This window comes from Geobacter psychrophilus, assembly GCF_056821595.1.
The window spans coordinates 3,392,308-3,408,735 of sequence record NZ_JBXDTU010000004.1 but is presented as its reverse complement, the minus strand read 5'-3'; the positions used below and the strand labels follow the sequence as shown (position 1 = coordinate 3,408,735).

The following is a 16,428-nucleotide window of genomic DNA, read 5'->3' as shown; positions in this document are numbered from 1 at the left end:
CAGATGATTTTGATCTGCTGATAAAAGGAACGTGCATATGCGATTGCTAATCTGGGTAACAACATTGACTGTCCTTGCCATAAGCCTGCCGGCGCAGGCTCTTGAACTGCGACCTCTGGCCGACTGCTCGATCAAGGTATTCAGGGAGATCAACCGCAGCCAGGTCTGGTCCGGAAAGTCACCGAAGGGATGTATGGCAGAGATTTACGTAGAGAAACGTCCGGCCGGGATTTTTGTGACAACATGGAACAGCGGCAGGTCAGAACAGGGCTGGGAGAGGGTTTCCCTTTCCGTAGCCATGGGTTTTTTCGAGGTTGCAGACCGGAAATCGCTTGAAAAGGCCGGACATGACATTACGGCACGTGCCGCGCGTATCGAGCGCTGTCTCAACGAGATCATCCGGGTGAATAACCCGCTGGAATGCCGGGACCGTGCCTCGAAATCATATCTTGCCGGTGAAGTGACCGGCATAGAATACGATCGACAGATCTGGCTTGACGACAACGGCCGACATAGCGTTGTCGATTATGCCTACGGCGACAGCAGTGCAACAGTCAGTCCGCCAGCCGATCTTTTCAGCGGACCGGCCCTGCCGCCCGGTACAAAACTGAATATTCATGTATTTGACAACCCGTAAGAGGTCGACAGTTCATCATCAGCTATTAGCAGCGACTGTCATGACCCATTGAATGGGTACCATGAGTGCAGATAATCTAAGGAATTACTACGAACTTCTGGAAATACCGATAGACTCGACGGTCAGCGATATCCACAAAGCCTATTGGCACAAGGCGGCCCGCTGCCATCCGGACATGGGGGGCGGCCACGAGGAGATGGTGCGGCTGGTCGAGGCCTGGAAAATACTTTCCGACCCCGTCAAACGCTCCAGATACGATCAACTGCTTAGATTCCGTCATGACGGATGGCATAGCACCAAGTTTAATGAAGATGTACAGGATGCCCGCAAACGGGCCAAAGAAGATGTTGCCCGTTCGTGGTCGGAATTCGAAGCGATCTACCAGAAGGCTTTCTACACCTTTAATCAGGATTTTTACGGCGAGGATATGGAAGGAAAAGCAGCGGGCCCTTACTCCCCTCTGATGGGTACCAAAAGAACGGGGGGGCAGCAAATTGCGGGAGTAACGGGAAGCAAACCTGCAGAGAGCACACTGAACAGCGTAGGAAGAACATTGTTCATCTACATCATGAAAACCTGTATCCTGCTCGCCGCGATGTTGGCGGCGTTCCTGTTCTATCGAAACTACAGCGGAGTCGGCAGATATGTGCCGCTGGGACAGCAGGACGCTTCCAACCTGCTGATTATGGACACGACCAATGGCGCCGTCTATTCAGTGGACAAACGGGAGGGCGCTCTCACTTCACCATGGAAGGAAATTGTAGCACCCTTCCCCCGCAGGGATACATGGTCCGGCAGATAGACCCGTAGTTCCATATAGCCAATCTGTCTGCATTGCCTGCTCAGCCCTAGTGTCGCACGGGTGGTGCCAATGATTTTATGTACATCACGAGCGATTTCAACTCGGATGATGCTGGATCAAGCACCTTCCCTTTCAGCGGGCTCTTGATGCACTGATTGATGATCTCATCCAGTTCCGCCTCATCATATACGGCTGCCTTTTCCAGGCCTTTTCCGTCGGGATGGCAGATGTTGCAGGTTTTCCCGTTCGTCCCCAGTTGCTTGCCAACAAACAGCTCCTTACCCTTCTCAAGAGAGGCCCCGCCACCGGCCAGAGCCAGAGATGCCGCCGCAAGCAGACCCATAGTTACAACCAAGCGTTTCATACATTTCTCCTCCCCGAAAAAAGATTGCCTGGCACGGTACTTCAAGTTAGACAACAACAGCAGTTCAGCATGCCAGCTTGTCATGTGAAAACAGGATAATAGCATAAATCAATATATAGCAAGAGATCATATGTGATATATTTTACCTGAATTCAAGGTGCCTGCCGGGAGAAGAGTAATTGAATTTGCGGCATACACTCACACTTTTATACAGGATATCAGCCGGCAGATAGCAGGAGGAACCTAAATATGACCATTTGGAAAACACAGGCTACTCTGGATCAGCTCACAGAGAGATCAAAGGATACATTGATCGAACATCTCGGGGTTGAATATCTGGAGATTGGCGAAGATTATTTGAAAGCAAGAATGCCGGTCGATAACAGGACAAAACAGCCGGTCGGCTTGCTCCATGGTGGGGCTTCGGTCGCATTGGCCGAGACATTGGGCAGTATCGCGGCAGGCTTATGCATCAACACAGACAAGAAAGGAATTGTCGGGCTTGAAATAAACGCCAACCATATACGACCCGTAACGGGCGGATGGGTTACCGGCGTAACGAAGCCGATCCATATTGGAAACACGACTCAAATCTGGGAAATCAAGATTTATAACGAAGAGGATAAGCTTGTGTGTATTTCACGACTCACGGTGGCCAACATATAACTATAGATTGTACCGGCCAGGCTGCCTCGACCGGATCTGCAGACCGTCATCCTGCGAGCCTCAACTCCGCTTGCAACGAATCACATCCGTGTCTTAATCGTCGCCTCAAAGGGAATCGCAGCATCATCACCCCAATATTCGTCAGGGATGCACACACCCCTGAGCGACAACAGTTTCATCAGTTCGCGCATGAAGGCCGGCAGGTCTGCCGGCTGCCGGGAAGTAACCAAACGGCCGTCCACGACCACTTCACTGTCCTCGTAGAGCGCGCCGGCCTCCTGCAGCTCCCTGGCCATCGTCTGGTAACAGGTCGCCCGGCGGCCGTTCAGCAGTCCCGCCGAGATCAGGGTCTGGGGACCGTGACAGATGGCGGCAACCGGCTTGTTGGCGTCGAAAAAATGGCGGGCAATGGAAATCGCCTGCGGGTCCTTGCGCACAGACGCGGGCGCCTTGCCGCCCGGCAGGATCAGCACCACATACTCCCTGACATCGACATCAACAAAGCTTTTAACCGCAAGAACCTCATAGCCGTGGATGCCGCGGATTATACCGCTCTTCTCCGCAGCAACATCCACCGTATAGCCGGCTTCCTGAATCCGGTAATATGGCACCAGAAGCTCGGAGTCCTCAAAACCATTGTCACTCAGGATCAATGCTTTCATAGGCTGCCTCCTCCCCCCTTTTGTTCACGACAAACGGCTGTATCGGCCGCTGCATATCACTCTGATTCATATTCATTATTATAGCATTCCATCCACCATTTGAGTCAGACCTTGCCGCTCTTCTCCAGGAACATCTTGATCAGGTCGATCGGGACCGGGAAGATGGTGGTGGAGTCTCATGCCTCTGCGCATGACACTCACTCCTTCCGGCTGCCTCAATTATACTCCTATGTTTCTATGGGGTAACGATCCCATCTTTCAGCGGGGTTCATTGCACATTACCCCCTTCCGATCCGGCACTCACCACTGGAACAATCCCTGCGCCGTTTCGGCAGGTAGCCGCGGATGCCGGCGAAGATGCGGTAACAGAGCCTGGCAACCGGATTGACCAGCGGCAGCATGATCAGCTTGCCGCACAAACCCAGCACGGTTGAGGTCGGGAAGGCCTGCCAGATGGCCCAGAAGGCCTCCACCCCGCGAAAGACACTGTTGTTCCGGTCGATGGCGTGCATCTGGTACATGAATTCCGCCCGGGTGATGCCGAAAGGGGCCGGATCGAAGTCAGGGGCGCTGATATCCGCCAGGATCAGGCGTCCATCACGATCCATGCGGCCGTAACGTTCGACCTCCGTGGCGCAGATCGAACAGGAACCGTCATAGAAGAGACGTAACGGGAATGCGGGCATGCTGATCATCTGAAACCCCCTTCTGCCTGAGGTAATTATATCCTAAATACTGCCTGGAATGCATAGCCAATCCGCTACGATAAGGGTGTTAAACGTACCTGCGATTCATGCTATGATAAGGGTATCAAGATCGGACAGACCTCGAACACCAAGGGGATCTTGCCGGGGATGGGGGTGATGAGAATGGCACGCTTTTATGATTCGATACAAGACTCCGACCTGAGCCGGGTTGAACAGCTTCTGAAACATGGAGGGATTGAATATTCATTGCAAATTCTGGGGGATGGGGCTCTGCTGAAGGAGATTCAGGTAGCAGAAGAGGATCTGGCGGAAGCTGAAAGGATCCTGGGCCAGGCATCTCTTGCTGAGTGATTCGGGAATCGGCATCACGCTCCACAGCAGAGGATGACGTGACCGTTTCTGACACGTTGACTCGTTCTGAGATGAGTGATGTACGCTATAATTCCATGTTCAGATTGGAGTCTAACATGAGAAGGATATTTCTACATGTTACAGCAATACTCTTTTCACTGACCTCAAACCTTATGCCGATTTTTGCAGAAGAAGCTAATCCAGCGGATTCTTCGGAACAACAAATTCAGCAAAAGGACGAATGCCTGCTGGTGGCAAGAAACTGCGGCAACTCGGCAGTTTCCATCCAGGACAAGATCGAGAGGCTCAAGGAAGAGATTGCCAAGGGTAGAGCCGTTTATACAATTGATGAATTGAACAACCTTAAACAGAAACTTGACGAAGTCAGCAGGATTTTAGACTTTTTGCTTGAAAAATGAATTTTCTACCCTTAGTTATACCACCAAAGGTTACAGCAAGGCACGGGAGTTGGTCTCTTCATGTCAAAAAACAGTATTGAGAAGAATATGGGGAGAAGGCTTACCGTGCGAAACACCGACGTAGGTGCTGAACTCAGAATTGAGGCGGGACATGGAATCCGCAACTGATCCCAACACGTCAATTTCAATTTTGTTTGTAGAAGATGACGAGCTTATTCTTAGAATTCAGGTATCCATTCTTACGTCAAAATTCCCTGAAGTTGTATTTTACACAGCCATTAACGGCAGAACGGGCCTGGAGCTCTTTAAAGCGCACACACCTGAAATCGTACTCACAGACATCAACATGGCGGAGATGTGCGGTGTGCAGATGTCGCAGGCGATCCTGGCAATCAGGCCTGACACAAAGGTTATAGCCATTACCGGAAGAGCGGCTGAATCCGCTGCAAACGGAAAATTCATCCTGCGGAACCCGGACGGGATAGTCGTTGCATTTGACCATGTCATTATTAAACCGGTTGATTTATCTGAATTGTTTGCTGTTATTGAACAGAGCATTGCAGACGTCCGGCAACAGGTGTAGTGAGCAGTCCCTTTCCCAGGGTGGGCAGCTTTCGCTTGCCCGATTATCTTCCATCAGTTTTCGACACACCAGGAAAACATAGCCTCAATATGGCATCGAGGGGCCTTCGTGTATAAAGAACTCCTGAGTAGCCCGCGCATCCTCCAGCTTTCGTCTCAGCACACCCAGTTCTTCCGGGTTATAAACGGCTGTCCCCCTGTCAATTTCGTCTCGTAAGCGATTGATTCGCTCCTGCAGCCGGTAATCGGGGCTGGGACAATTTCTGGCAACCAGCAGGCATTCATCCTTTCTCATCTTTTGATCTTTCACCCCAACTTCATCAGCCAGAACAGGTCCGGCCGAAATCAGCACAGTCATTGCCAAGAAAAAATACAGGTAGAAAATTCTTTTCATGGCCGTCTCCTTTCACTGAGTACGTTCCTTATGATCTAATACTACTACGATGTTTTTCGGAGGTACATTATATTACGGCGCCGGAAAGGCGAGCGGGAGGCTTTGATATGACTGATACAATTTATGGAATACCTGCTGCCGCGTTATACCGTCAAAAACGGTATCCGATGCCTCCGAGAATCACGTCGGTGTCATGATTGTAGTCGGTGATGACGCGGTTCCAGGCCACGCGCACATCCCAGGGGGGCATGAGCTGGTAGCTTGAGGTCAGGGTTACGATGCCGCACGCGGTTCGGGAAATCCGTGATTCAAGTATATTACCGCGATGATCCAGGGGAAAATAGACGCCGCCACCGATCCCGAAGGATAATCGATCATCCATAAATTCCCTGACAGCCCACAATTGGCTGGCTAGTCCGTTGCGACGGATAAGTCGGGAGTCGCCTTCATACATCCAGGAGGCGGTCCAGTCAAAATAGGGATGAATTCGGCGACGGTACTCAACAGCCAGCGCTTCAGATTTCTGGGATTTGAAACTGTTCACGATGGTTTGGCCGACATACAGCGTGATCCCGTTATTCGTTTTTGAAACATCCACGAGGCCCTGATGTAGGGAGGATCGCACAGTTGTCTTTTCGTCAAATTTGTAACCGATGCCGGCCAGCGCGGAGAATGAATTAAAGGTATCGAAATTTTCCACCACATTCGTACGCAGCTGAAAAAGCCAATGGCTGTCCAGATGCCAGGTGGCGGCAGTACTGAAGATCGCCGCCCAGCCATGGTCGTTTTGATATCCTTTACCGGAGTTTGCCGGCATGGTGTCGTAGAAGTAATAAGGACCGATACCGGCTGCCAGAGTGAGCCTGCGGTCCAGCAACCCGGTGCGTGCCCATAGATTCAGCGCATTGCCGTCACGATGGTGATTCGGTACATGCCCCTCGTTGAGGTAGGCCACTCCCAGGCCGAAGTTTTCGCCCAGACTTTCGATATATTCCAGCTGCCAGGAATACGTTCTCCTATCTTCATTGAAACTCTGCAGAAAACCGCCCAGCGCATATATTTCCTGTGCCCGGACCCGGGATGGCGTCATGAATGATGCCATCAGGAGGACCAGGACAATTCCGAGACAGAGGTGAATCCGATTGCATCCGGGTACGCAAAAGCGACCGGCAGCGAATAGTCGTATCAAGCCGAATATTTTGGATATGATGCACATCAGAAATTCCAGCTTGTGCTGAGCATGTGCAAGTCAACCCCCGGATTGGGAGTATCCTGGGGATAGAAAATGTGGCCGTTCGACAGATGAAGCATACGGTAGGCGATGCCGAGTCCGCAGTCAAAATGATAGGCCAGGCCGATATAGGCCCCGAACAAAAGATTACTGCCGAAATCCTGTTTTCCGTAGTAACGCTTGTCCATCAAGTCAACATTGATGCCCAATTCCGGGACCAGGTTGATGCCCGTCTTGGATATGACCAGACCGGTTCCGAGGGAACCGATAGCCCCCGTCTCTGCTGAAGTGTGAATCGCTCCGAGCGATGTATTCAGTTGCGGGACAATCCCCCACCCCGAGGATGACCGCCAGTCCCATGGCAGTTCATACACCGCAAACAGCTCATACAGATGGAAATACTCATGCTTTGGCCCGGACTGAATCCCCATGCGGACACCGGCCTCGCTCCAACCTCCATTTGTGGCCGAACATTCGGCCGGTCCGGGATTCCCCGACATTGCCAGCAAAAATGCACAAAGGATTACATACGCTTTCATGATTTAACCTTTTGTTGGTAAATAAATGAAACATAGCATACTCCGAAAACAATTGCTCTAGCAACGGCATGCCATCTGCAGCCCAGGTGCACGTGTCTAAAGACTGCATGGGACAAACGTTCCAATGGCTGGCACTGGCTTGGAACACAACTTTCAGAGTGACTTGCCGGGATGAAAATACAGGTTTGGACCACCACGCACCGTGCCCTCATGTTCCATCAGCATATCCAGTGCCAGGGTGGCCAGGTCATCTGCCGTTGCATCCATCCGGCTGTCCTTTTCCAGATACAACAACTTCAGATAGACATTGCAATTGTTGCAGCTCTCAACCTTTACCGATCCGTCCGAACCGTCCAGGGTGTGGTGATTGATCCCGCAGGTGGATTCGCAGTTGCTGCACGTGATCCGCACCATATGCCATTGGGAGGCACAGAGAGAACAGTGCAGGTACCGCAATCCCTGTTCTGAGCCGCCGAAGCGTATTATACCGGTGCTCGGGTATGCCCCGCACACCGGGCATATCCCACCCTGTTCCGGCCGACCAATGGCATCTTCTCCCAGGGATGACGCCATCCATACCCAATATACCTGCAAAGCGGCGGCAACAAACGGCAATTCCCGGGGAGAAACAGCTGCCAGATCGCCCGCCAGAATCCTGTCTGCCATCTCCTCCAACCCGGATTCGTTCGCCTGCTGCAAGTCGGCTAACGTCGTGCGTGCAGCTGATGGAAGCGAATTCGCTTCCATCAGCTGCAGGATCATTGACAGGGCCACTCGCCAGGCCGGATTCCGTTTCCAGGAATGGGCGCCGAGCAACGGCATGCCGTGCTGGCGACAAAGCGCCTGTTCATCCGGATCAGGCAGGGGCAACGCGGGAAAGCTGTTCAGAGCCTCCTGTTGCGCATCTGCCAGTAATGCCAGAAAGGCCAGGTAATCTCCCAGAGAATGGCCCGGAAAAAGTTGTCGGAAGCGTTCGGCACGGCGCGCAAACAGGTCGCGCCCCGGGGGGATCAGAAAGCGGATTTGTCCGGCCGGTGCTTCGATCTGACCAGGTTCAAGTATGCGGCGATCGGTATTCATTTGTCCCCTCCCGTCATCTGCCGAAACCAGGCCGGGTGATGCTGCTTGGCCCAGGCGCGTCTGACATGGCCGTACAGCATGGCGTCGATACTCTCCTTGGTCCAGATGGCGGCATAGATGTGAAAGATGATCAGGGCCATCATAACGGTAGCCGCTATGGCGTGCACGACAGAAGCGAGGCGGATCACTGCAGGCGGGAACATGAATGCAAAATAGGCCCGCCACATAACGATGCCGGACAGGATCAGCAGCAGCATGCTGGCCACCAGCAGCCAAAACAGGAGCTTCTGGCCGCCGTTGAATTTGTCCGCTTCCGGCATATGCAGGTCATCGCCATCCACCATTTCGCGGACATGGCTGAGCCATTCCTTGTCGGCCGGCGTCAAAAGATTCAGCTTCCGGTAATGAACATACATGACGCCAAACGACAGGGCCATCAGCACCCCGATGAAGGGATGCAGGATACGGGTCCAGACACCGCCGCCGAACAACTGGGTCAGCGGGTAGAAGGCGGGATGAAAGAAAGCGAGCCCGGACAGCGCCAGCAGGATGAAGGTTATGGCCGCCAACCAGTGATTGGCCCGTTCGAAGGGCGTATAGCGGAGCAGTTTATCGGGGTCATTTTTCATCTTCAAACTCCTTCTCGATCTCTGCCGAGACCTCGTTGGGGCCCTTGGTCACGTAGTGGAAAAAGGATGCGGCGACAACCATGGCCAGGCCAAAAGAGGCCAGCGGCTTGGCCGCCCCTTTCCACAGGTCAACCAGCGGACCGATGGTCGGATTCCTGGGAAGACCGCAATACACCTCAGGCCGGTCGGCATGCTGCAGCACATAGATCACATGCGTGCCGCCCACCCCTTGCGGGTCGTAAATGCCCGCCTTGGCAAAGCCCCGGCTCTTCAGGTCAATGACCCGTTCCTCGGCGTGACGGATCATTGCCTCCTTGGTGCCGAACACGATCGCCCCGGTAGGGCAGGTTTTGACACAGGCCGGCTCCAGCCCCACCGCCACCCTGTCGGAACAGAGGGTGCACTTGTAGACCTTGCTGTCCTTTTTTGACAGGCGGGGGATGTTGAACGGGCAGCCGGTGATGCAGTAGCCGCAGCCGATGCAGTTCTCCTCGTGGAAATCCACGATGCCGTTGCTGTATTGCACAACGGCCCCCGGCGCCGGGCAGGCCTTGAGGCAGCCCGGATCGGCGCAGTGCATGCAGCCGTCCTTGCGGATCAGCCATTCAAGCTTACCCTGCTCCAGTTCCACTTCGGCATAGCGCATCACTGTCCAGGAGTTTTCGGTCAGGTCAGTCGGGTTGTCGTACACGCCATGGTTTTGGCCTATGGCATCGCGGGTGTCGTTCCACTCCATGCAGGCCACCTGGCAGGCCTTGCAGCCGATACATTTGGAAACATCGATCAGCTTGGCCACCTCAACAGTCTTGCGCTGGCTGGGCGAAGGGGTGGTGGTGGCGGAACGGCGGGTGATATCAAGTGATTGCAGTGCCATGAGCCACCTCCTAGGCCTTCTCGATGTTGACGAGGAACGACTTGAACTCCGGGGTCTGGGTGTTGGCATCGCCCACGAAGGGGGTCAGGATGTTGGCCAGGTAGCCACTCCTGGCAAGGCCCTTGAAGCCCCAGTGGAGCGGGATGCCCACATGGTGGACGGTCCTGCCGCCCACCAGGAGCGGCCTGATACGCCTGGTCACCACCGCCACCGCCTTGATGAAACCACGGCTGGACCAGACCTTGACCCGATCGCCGGCCTTGATGCCCTTCTCCCTGGCCAACTCCTCGCTGATTTCCACGAACTGCTCCGGCTGCATGATGGACAGCAGATTGGTGTGCTTGGTCCAGAAATGGAAGTGTTCTGTCAGGCGATAGGTGGTGGCGGCGTAGGGATACTCCTTGCCCTTGCCGAAGGCCTCCATGTCGCCCTTGAAGACGCGCGCCGCCGGATTGCTGATCACCTTGGGATGCAGCGGGTTGGTATCGATGGGCGTTTCGAACGGCTCGTAATGCTCGGGGAAGGGCCCTTCCGCCATCTTGTCCAGGGCAAACAACCTGCCGACCCCTTCCGGCAGCATGATAAAAGGGCTCATGGGGTCGCCGGGGGCCGCATCCGGCTTGAAGTCGGGTATGTCGGCGCCGCTCCATTTGCTGCCGTCCCAGCCGACCAGCTTGCGCTTCGGATCCCAGGGGCGGCCTTCCGGGTCGCAGGAGGCGCGGTTGTACAGAACGCGCCGGTTGGCCGGCCAGGCAAAGGCCCAGTTGAGGGTGTTGCCCAGTCCCGAGGGGTCGGAATTATCCCGCCGCGCCATCATATTGCCCTTCTCTGTCCAGGCCCCCGAATAGATCCAGCAGCCGCAGGCCGTGCTGCCGTCGTCCCTGAGCTGGGCGAAGCCGTCCAGCTGCTGCCCTTTTGTCAGCACGACCCTGGTCGGGTCCTTGGGGTCGGTCAGGTCGGCCAGGGCCTTGCCGTTGAACTCCCTCGCCAGTTCCTCTGCCGACGGGGCCTGGGGGATTCGGTAGCTCCAGGTGAGGTTCAGGATCGGGTCGGGAAAGGCGCCCCCCTCCGTGCGGTACAGCTCCCGCAGTTTGAGGAAGATGCCGGCGATGATGTCGGCGTCCGGCTTGGCTTCGCCCGGAGGCTCGGCGCCCTTGAAGTGCCATTGCAGCCAGCGGCCCGAGTTGGTCAGTGACCCATGTTCCTCGGCAAAACAGGTCGAGGGGAGACGGATCACCTCGGTCTGGATCTTTGTAGGGTCAACGTCGTTGTGTTCACCGTGGTTCTCCCAGAAGCAGGAGGTTTCCGTGGCCAATGGGTCGATCACCACGAGGTATTTCAGCTTGGCCAGGGCCTCGCCGATCTTGGCCTTATTGGGGAAGGCGGCCAGGGGGTTGAATCCCTGGCAGAAATAACCGTTCAGCTTGCCCTGGTGCATCAGCTCGAACACCTGAAGCACGTCGTACACCTTGTCCAGCTTGGGCAGCCAGTCGAAGCACCAGTTGTTGTCCTTGGTGGCGGCATCGCCGAACCAGCTTTTCATCAGGCTGACGTGGAACTTGGCATAGTTCTGCCAGTAGGACATCTGGCCGGGGCGCAACGGCTTGAGGGCCCGCTTGTCGATGTAGCCATGGTAGTCGGTCTCCTGTTCCCTGGGCATGGTGAGGTAGCCCGGCAGGAGGTCGGACAACAGACCCAGGTCGGTCAGTCCCTGGATGTTGGAATGACCCCGCAGGGCGTTCATCCCGCCCCCGGCCATGCCCATGTTGCCCAACAGCAGCTGAAGCATGGCTGCGGTACGGATCATCTGCGATCCCACCGAATGCTGGGTCCAGCCCAGGGCGTACATGAAGGTCAGGGTGCGGTCGGGTGCCGAGGTGGTGGCGATGTGCTCACACACCTTGAGGAAGATATCTTTCGGTGTGCCGCAGATACTGCTCACCATTTCCGGCGTATAGCGGGAATAGTGAGTTTTTAAAAGTTGCAGCACGCTGCGGGGATGCTGCAGGGTCTCGTCTATCTTGGCAAAGCCGTCCGGACCCATTTCATAGGCCCAGGTGGTTTTGTCGTATTTTCGCGCCGCTCCGTCGTAACCCGAGAACAAGCCGTCATCGAATTTGTACCCTTCTGCTACGATGAAGGGAGCGTTGGTGTAGGCCTTGACGTATCCGTGCTGGATCTTGTCACGGGAGAGCAGGTAGTTGATGACCCCGCCCAGGAAGGCGATGTCCGTGCCGGTGCGCAGCGGCGCATACAGGTCCGCAACGGCTGCCGAGCGGGTGAAGCGGGGATCCACTACGATGAAGGTGGCATGGTTGTTGGCCTTGGCCTCGGTTACCCATTTGAAGCCGCAGGGGTGTGCCTCGGCGGCGTTGCCACCCATGACGATGATGACGTTGGCATTCTTGATGTCCACCCAGTGGTTGGTCATCGCACCGCGACCGAATGTGGGGGCCAAACTGGCCACCGTTGGCCCGTGTCAGACCCGGGCCTGGTTGTCGAATGCCAGAATGCCGGTGCTGCGAAGTGCCTTGTGGGTAATGTAACCCGATTCGTTGCTGGAGGCGGAGGCCGCCAGGAAACCGGTGGTCAGCCAGCGGTTGACCGTGGCGCCGGCGGTGTTTTTGGCAACGAAGTTCTTGTCCCGGTCATCCTTCATCAGCCGGGCTACCCGCGTAAACGCTTCATTCCAGGATATGCGCTTCCATTCCTTGGAGCCGGGGGCGCGGTATTCCGGATACTTGAGCCGGTTGGGGCTGTGGATGAAGTCCACCAGAGCGGCGCCCTTCGGGCAGAGGGTGCCACGGTTCACCGGATGGTCCGGGTCCCCTTCGATGTGAAAGATGGACGACTCGGCATTTTTTGCCCTGTCCCCCAGGCTATGCATGATCAATCCGCAGCTCACCGAACAGTAGGGGCAGGTGTTGCGGGTTTCGCTACTGCGGGTCAGCTTGAACTCGCGCACCTCCGCCAGCGCCTCGCCCGGCGAAAAGCCGAGCATGGCAACACTGGAACTTCCCAGTCCGGAAGCACAAACCTTGAAAAACGTTCTTCGGGTCACTTGCATTCCACACCTCCATTTCTGCGTGAAATCGATCAAATTCAGCCTGCAACGAAATGACCGCTTACTCGAAATCTGTCATTATTCCATACAGACGATTACAGGAATGCACCGGATCATGATCGGGTTCAATGCGTCAACTAACCATGACATCCAGAGTGGATTCCCATAATCCGTGCAGGTTGCAGCGCTGGAATGCAACCAGGGTAACGACTCCGTTCGGTGCGATCTCCCTGAGGAGGGCAATAGTGAAGCTGGCTTTGGGTTTCATGAACCCTCTAGGCTGGAATTCCACCCTGCCGGCCGGTTCGTTTCCGATAGCCAGCTCGATATACTCGATCCAGTGTGCGGAACCCATATCGTGGACTTTTTCGCCGACAGAGACCTCTACAGTGAAAAGCTCTCCGGCCTTAACAGATTTCGGTGCCGAGATGACTGGAGCGTGCGACATTTCCAGGGGGGATTTTTTGCCTGGAACTTTGACCCGGTTGATCGAGTCGAAGAGCGACGGATCCACCTTGAGCGGAAAATAACGCTCGGCTGCCGAAGCTGCGCTGTTGATACCGGCTGCAACCGAGCCGATCAGTGTTGTTGCAAGAAAGGTCCGCCTGTTCATGAGTTTCTCCTCTCGATTGTTGCGGAATGAAGTAGTCACTGCTCCCAGTGGATCCAAAACGGGCCTACCGGAGGAGGTCCTTGAGCAAAGACAGGTGAGATCGTGACCTTACTTGAATGTCTTTACAATGTAGTCGGCAATGGCCTTTGCCTCTTTATCGGATATCGTTTTCTTGTCGAATGTAGTCATCCCTTCGCCTGGTTTGCGCATGGTACGTACTATGTCCTTGGCGGTCTTGATGCCGTGTTTCTCGCGGTCCTTGCGGAACAGGGTCTTGTCGGCCTTTATTATGTTGCCGCCGTCGGCGTGGCATGCAGCACAGTATTCCTTGAATCCGACTTCTCCTTGCATGGCGGCGGCACCGGCTTCCGGAGTTACCAGTAATCCGGCTGTCATGCCGAAAATCGACAAACAGGCTATCGCACTTGCTCTCATAAAAACTTTCATGGATCTCCTCCGTTTATTTTGAATCTATCAGGCTACGGAACTGCAGCAACACTGCTGAACATATAGTCATTACCTTTAACCGGCTGGTGACAGCCGCTTCAAGCAAGGTCAGAGGAGTCTCGACTCTACTGATTTCCAATCGATGTTGGCAAAGAATGCGTCGATGTACACAGCCCGTTTCAGTCCGTAATCCAGCATAAAGGCATGTTCGAACACATCCATGATCAGGAGCGGCGTACATCCGGCCGGGTGGCCAACATCATGCTCGTTGATCCAGAAATTCATCAGACTGCCATTGGTCGTGTCCTGGTACAACCCGGCCCAGCCGATACCGCGCATTGCCCCGGTAGCCCTGAAGTCGCTTTCCCATTCTTCTTTGCTGCCGAAGGAGGCTGTCAGCTGTTTTGAAAGCGTGCCACCCGGATCAAGTGTCCCGGATCCACCCAAATTGCCGAAATACAGTTCATGCAGGCGCATGCCGTTGAACTCCCATCCCAGCCGCCGCTTCATCTCTGCGAATTCGGGGCGGGCGGCATTGCCGGCCTTGAGCAGGGATTCCAGTGACTCCAGCAGCTTGTTGGTGTTGGTGACATAGCCCTGATACAGCGTAAAGTGATTTTGCAGCAGGGTTTCGCTAAAGTCCTTCATATCCAGCAGCTTTGTAAAATCCTTGGCAGCATACGTCATTGGTATGTCTCCTTTCATCTGGTGAAATTTCTGCAACCAATACTGGTGCGTTATACAACGATCGGCATGTCTGTATGAATCCCGCTGGTGAATTCCAGTACCTTGTCGACCTTGACGGTAAACCGTGTCAAGACCTGGGGTACATCAGGCATCGTGACGGAGAGATCATAGCCATTGAGGATGGCCACATCCGCGCTCCGGATGACCGATCCGAGCAACTGGTAGCCCTTTCCCGTGTCCGGCACTACTGCCACAACCGACACCTGGGTGTTGCAGGCGATATTCTGCAGTGTTACCGGACAAAACCAGTTTTCAAAGATCAGCACGGAATCGCCTGAAATGGTAACCTGCTCCCCGATGGCCATGTGGGGTCGACCGCACAAATCTGCCGTCGCGACAAACACGTACGAGGTATTTTCTAACAGGCTTTTTATCGGTTGTGTGATCATAGGGCGTCTCTCCATCATGGCTATATTGTACGTTACCTGCTTTCCGAAATTCACGGAAACGATGTGCTTTTTCCAGGCAGCAGTTCTTACCCTGCCATGTCGCAGAGCGGCAGGGAAAGGATTGTCCGGAAGCGCTGCAGGTCGGCCACATGGTCATGGTCGGCTTCGCTCAGTGATTTGAACAGTTTCTGAATGGACTCCTCTTTGAAAATGAGTGCGCTGTGGGCGTGAAGATCGGCAATTGTTTCTTCCATCTCGACCGCTTTTGAAACGGCAGTCATCAGATCAGGCTTGTTGCTTTTAATGTGATCAATGAGTTTCTGGAGTTTGTTCTGGGTTGAATATGCCCGTTTCAGGCTGTCCTTCAAGACTTCGAATTTTGTTTCGTTTATCAGTCGCAACGCCAGTCCGAACTGTCTCAGGTGATTTTCTTCCTCCAGGGCCGTTTTCTTCCAGAGTCTGGCCGCTTCAGGAATATCTTCATATATCTCGCTGTAATAATGGTACAACCCCGCACAAAGCCCTTCGATATCCATGCATACTTCCAGAAACATCTGCTTTGTCATCATTTCGGTCATATCGCTCATGGTGGTTCCTTTGATCGCTTGTGATAATGTCGCATACAAAGGAATGCAAAGCAGAAAACGAACCAATTCGCCTCAACCAAACTAGTGTGAAATATTGGATAGTTACGACCGTATTCACTGCTACACGACTAACGGGAGCTGCAACATAAATTGCAGATATTCAGGGTGGAATCAGAGAAAAGGCGGGATGTCTGGCGAAGATCAATACCAAGACATTTGTTGCGCGGTGTCACAATTGTTGCTGTTTTATAAACTCATGGCAGTGATGCGATACAGCGGTTGATCGATGCAAACAGGGTCTCGAAGTCGATTGGCTTGGGAACAAGTTCGAAATCGAACCCTGTTGAATTGATCCGTTGGATTGTTTGCCTGTCGCTGTGCGCAGTTATAACGATTACCCTGACAGCCGGATTGATCGCTGATATGTTTTCCAGCATCCGGACTCCATCCAGTTCAGGCATGCTGATGTCGGTGATAACAATCTCCGGCAGATACGTACGGATACTGTCAAGGCCGGCATTTCCGTCGCCGGCGCTATAGATCTGTGCTTGGGGGTATCCCATCTCCAGCATGGAGCAGATGATCTCCCGTGAGGTTTCATCATCTTCTACCAGCAGGATCGATAATGGTTTCTGCAGGCTCAC

General features: G+C 54.3%; 22 protein-coding genes. 6 read left to right on the top strand and 16 right to left on the bottom strand.

The features are described from left to right. The first annotated feature begins 37 nt into the window (after positions 1-37). Together ACOCF6_RS18390 and ACOCF6_RS18385 are read left to right on the top strand one after the other, a co-directional pair. Positions 38-637, top strand: a complete 600-nt coding sequence (locus tag ACOCF6_RS18390) for a hypothetical protein (RefSeq protein WP_482461777.1) — start codon at positions 38-40, stop codon at positions 635-637. 61 nt (positions 638-698) lie between these two features. Continuing rightward, positions 699-1,439, top strand: a complete 741-nt coding sequence (locus ACOCF6_RS18385) for a J domain-containing protein (protein WP_482461776.1) — start codon at positions 699-701, stop codon at positions 1,437-1,439. Positions 1,440-1,485: 46 nt separating this feature from the next. On the opposite strand, the gene ACOCF6_RS18380 is transcribed toward ACOCF6_RS18385, so the two are convergent. Beyond that, positions 1,486-1,803 carry a cytochrome C gene (locus ACOCF6_RS18380; RefSeq protein WP_482461775.1) on the bottom strand — a complete coding sequence of 106 codons (318 nt, stop codon included), beginning with the start codon at positions 1,801-1,803 and terminating at the stop codon, positions 1,486-1,488. A gap of 249 nt (positions 1,804-2,052) precedes the next feature. Here ACOCF6_RS18380 and ACOCF6_RS18375 point away from each other — a divergent pair, with 249 nt between their 5' ends. After that, positions 2,053-2,469, top strand: coding sequence for a hotdog fold thioesterase (locus ACOCF6_RS18375; protein ID WP_482461774.1), 417 nt, complete (start codon positions 2,053-2,055; stop codon positions 2,467-2,469). Between the two features lie 80 nt (positions 2,470-2,549). Here the strand turns inward: ACOCF6_RS18375 and ACOCF6_RS18370 are convergent, their stop codons facing one another. Together ACOCF6_RS18370 and ACOCF6_RS18365 are read right to left on the bottom strand one after the other, a co-directional pair. After that, the gene (locus ACOCF6_RS18370; protein ID WP_482461773.1) at positions 2,550-3,131 is read right to left on the bottom strand and encodes a type 1 glutamine amidotransferase domain-containing protein; all 582 of its coding nucleotides are present in this window, start codon (positions 3,129-3,131) and stop codon (positions 2,550-2,552) included. A gap of 278 nt (positions 3,132-3,409) precedes the next feature. After that, complete coding sequence (locus tag ACOCF6_RS18365) at positions 3,410-3,826, bottom strand: thiol-disulfide oxidoreductase DCC family protein (protein WP_482461772.1); 417 nt, start codon at positions 3,824-3,826, stop codon at positions 3,410-3,412. A 174-nt stretch (positions 3,827-4,000) separates the two neighbouring features. On the opposite strand from ACOCF6_RS18365, the gene ACOCF6_RS18360 reads away from it, so the two are divergent. From ACOCF6_RS18360 to ACOCF6_RS18350, 3 genes are all read left to right on the top strand, one after another. Beyond that, positions 4,001-4,189 (top strand): putative signal transducing protein, encoded by a 189-nt coding sequence (locus ACOCF6_RS18360; RefSeq protein WP_482461771.1) that lies wholly within the window; start codon positions 4,001-4,003, stop codon positions 4,187-4,189. A 116-nt stretch (positions 4,190-4,305) separates the two neighbouring features. Then, entirely contained in the window at positions 4,306-4,608 is a 303-nt protein-coding gene (locus ACOCF6_RS18355) for a hypothetical protein (protein ID WP_482461770.1), read from the top strand. 151 nt (positions 4,609-4,759) lie between these two features. After that, positions 4,760-5,191, top strand: a complete 432-nt coding sequence (locus ACOCF6_RS18350) for a response regulator (protein ID WP_482461769.1) — start codon at positions 4,760-4,762, stop codon at positions 5,189-5,191. Positions 5,192-5,275: 84 nt separating this feature from the next. On the opposite strand, the gene ACOCF6_RS18345 is transcribed toward ACOCF6_RS18350, so the two are convergent. The 13 genes from ACOCF6_RS18345 to ACOCF6_RS18285 all read right to left on the bottom strand — a co-directional run bounded on the left by ACOCF6_RS18345 (position 5,276) and on the right by ACOCF6_RS18285 (position 16,428). Next, the gene (locus ACOCF6_RS18345; protein ID WP_482461768.1) at positions 5,276-5,584 is read right to left on the bottom strand and encodes a hypothetical protein; all 309 of its coding nucleotides are present in this window, start codon (positions 5,582-5,584) and stop codon (positions 5,276-5,278) included. 151 nt (positions 5,585-5,735) lie between these two features. Further along, positions 5,736-6,800: a hypothetical protein gene (locus ACOCF6_RS18340; RefSeq protein WP_482461767.1), complete on the bottom strand. Its 1,065-nt coding sequence runs from the start codon at positions 6,798-6,800 to the stop codon at positions 5,736-5,738. After that, positions 6,800-7,354, bottom strand: a complete 555-nt coding sequence (locus ACOCF6_RS18335) for an acyloxyacyl hydrolase (protein WP_482461766.1) — start codon at positions 7,352-7,354, stop codon at positions 6,800-6,802. Before ACOCF6_RS18335 ends, ACOCF6_RS18340 begins: the two co-directional genes overlap by 1 nt. 153 nt (positions 7,355-7,507) lie before the next feature. After that, a complete protein-coding gene (gene fdhE / locus ACOCF6_RS18330) occupies positions 7,508-8,434 on the bottom strand; it encodes a formate dehydrogenase accessory protein FdhE (RefSeq protein WP_482461765.1) in 927 nt (308 codons plus the stop codon). Continuing rightward, on the bottom strand, positions 8,431-9,063 hold the full coding sequence (locus ACOCF6_RS18325; RefSeq protein ID WP_482461764.1) for a formate dehydrogenase subunit gamma: 633 nt from the start codon (positions 9,061-9,063) through the stop codon (positions 8,431-8,433). Before ACOCF6_RS18325 ends, fdhE begins: the two co-directional genes overlap by 4 nt. Then, entirely contained in the window at positions 9,053-9,937 is an 885-nt protein-coding gene (fdxH, locus tag ACOCF6_RS18320) for a formate dehydrogenase subunit beta (RefSeq protein WP_482461763.1), read from the bottom strand. Before fdxH ends, ACOCF6_RS18325 begins: the two co-directional genes overlap by 11 nt. A gap of 10 nt (positions 9,938-9,947) precedes the next feature. Then, complete coding sequence (fdnG, locus tag ACOCF6_RS18315) at positions 9,948-12,938, bottom strand: formate dehydrogenase-N subunit alpha (RefSeq protein ID WP_482463399.1); 2,991 nt, start codon at positions 12,936-12,938, stop codon at positions 9,948-9,950. Positions 12,939-13,134: 196 nt separating this feature from the next. Further along, complete coding sequence (locus ACOCF6_RS18310) at positions 13,135-13,614, bottom strand: class II SORL domain-containing protein (RefSeq protein ID WP_482461762.1); 480 nt, start codon at positions 13,612-13,614, stop codon at positions 13,135-13,137. A 108-nt stretch (positions 13,615-13,722) separates the two neighbouring features. Further along, positions 13,723-14,061, bottom strand: coding sequence for a c-type cytochrome (locus ACOCF6_RS18305; RefSeq protein WP_482461761.1), 339 nt, complete (start codon positions 14,059-14,061; stop codon positions 13,723-13,725). A 108-nt stretch (positions 14,062-14,169) separates the two neighbouring features. Continuing rightward, positions 14,170-14,748, bottom strand: coding sequence for a superoxide dismutase (locus ACOCF6_RS18300; protein WP_482461760.1), 579 nt, complete (start codon positions 14,746-14,748; stop codon positions 14,170-14,172). A gap of 50 nt (positions 14,749-14,798) precedes the next feature. Beyond that, complete coding sequence (locus ACOCF6_RS18295; protein ID WP_482461759.1) at positions 14,799-15,197, bottom strand: pyridoxamine 5'-phosphate oxidase family protein; 399 nt, start codon at positions 15,195-15,197, stop codon at positions 14,799-14,801. Between the two features lie 86 nt (positions 15,198-15,283). Further along, a complete protein-coding gene (locus ACOCF6_RS18290; RefSeq protein ID WP_482461758.1) occupies positions 15,284-15,784 on the bottom strand; it encodes a ferritin family protein in 501 nt (166 codons plus the stop codon). Between the two features lie 254 nt (positions 15,785-16,038). Continuing rightward, entirely contained in the window at positions 16,039-16,428 is a 390-nt protein-coding gene (locus ACOCF6_RS18285) for a response regulator (protein WP_482461757.1), read from the bottom strand.